Origin of the sequence: Eubacterium sp. 1001713B170207_170306_E7 (assembly GCF_015547515.1) — a bacterium.
Classification (GTDB): domain Bacteria; phylum Bacillota; class Clostridia; order Eubacteriales; family Eubacteriaceae; genus Eubacterium.
In genome coordinates this window covers 1-1,462 of record NZ_JADMVE010000020.1, presented here as the reverse complement: position 1 = coordinate 1,462, position 1,462 = coordinate 1, and the positions used below count along the sequence as shown (strand labels likewise).

Annotated in this window: 1 protein-coding gene; it reads left to right on the top strand. The window is 54.2% G+C overall.

The genetic code is table 11. The features are described from left to right. A partial coding sequence (locus I2B62_RS20360; protein WP_243259650.1) for a trimethylamine methyltransferase family protein occupies window positions 1-1,462 on the top strand: 1,462 nt, incomplete at its 5' end.

The following is a 1,462-nucleotide window of genomic DNA, read 5'->3' as shown; positions in this document are numbered from 1 at the left end:
AAGGGTTATGTTAAAAGGTAATTTATTCAACACATTTTATTCAAAGGATGATATCGAACTGATTCATGAAAGTGTTCTGCGTGTATTTAACGAAGTTGGCGTTAAGTTTGAATATGAAGAAGCGCTGGAGCTGTTCAAAAAACACGGCGCCCGGGTTGAAGGGGACCTGGTCTTTATTCCAGAAGAACTCCTCAATAAAGCGCTGAGCACCATTCCGGAATCCTTTGAAATCGTGGGACCGGAAAGCAAGCTGGAAATCGGGATTGGCAAGGGGTTAGTGGTTGCACCAACCAACGGCTGCCCGAACCTGGAAGACTGGGACGGCAACTACCGCCAGACCAACGCCGACGATTTGGAAAACTTCTACAAAATCATCAACACCAGCGATGTTTACGGCATCTCCAGCCAGGTAGCCGCCGATATTCCGGGCTTTGAAAACTGCCCGACCGAATCCGCCCTGGCCCAGATGGCCATGATGGCAAAATACTCCCGCAAGCCCATGTACAACATTTTAGGGATCACCCCGCACAACTACAAACGTGGCAATGCCAGAGAAGGCGCCCGTGAATGCGTGCAGCTGATCAAGAAATACATGGATAACTTCGACGATTACGTCTGCTACTCCGGTATGTGCGTGCTGCCGCCGCTGACCGTCGGGACCGACGCGCTGGAGCACTACTTTGCCTTCGCCGAAGAAAAACAGCCGATCACCATCACCACCTGCTCCATGACCAATATGACCGCGCCGCCGTCCCTGATGGGCTCCATCGTCGCCGACTTCGCCAACATGCTGGCCGTGGCCGTGATGATCCAGCTGATCGAACCCGGCTTACCCGTGATCTTAAGCCCATTCTCATCCGTATCCGATATGCGTGAAGTCCGACTGATGACCGGCGCCCCCGAATTCCTGATGATCATGTCCGGCCACATCGCCATGGGCGACTTCTACCGGATTCCCGTCCGCTGCTCCGGCGCCCTGGCCGACGGCTTCACCTACGACTACCAGGCCGGCGTTGAAAGCACCCTGGGCGCATTGGCCGTTGCCCTGTCCAATGCCTGCATCCTGCCCCATGCCTCCGGCGACCTGTCCAATTTTAACCTGCTCAGCTTCCCGAAATTCATGATGGACGAAGAAATGCTGCGCTACATGAAGCGCCTCCACGACGGCGTGGCCATCTCCGAAAAGAAAGCCAACGTCGAGCTGATCAAGAAGGTTGGCCCACGCGGCGTTTACCTGAAGGGCAGAACCCCCAAGGACTACCGTGAAGAAACCTACCTCACCAGCCCGGTCTTTAACCGCGGTACCTGCAACGAAGAAGGCCGTGCCGCCACGCCGCCGATTCAGGAACGCGCTTACAAGGTTTACCAGGAAAGAATCGAAAGCTTTGAGTTACCGGATATGACACAGGCTCAGAAAGACCTGCTGAACGAACACCTTCCGGAAAAATTCAAGATCAAATAA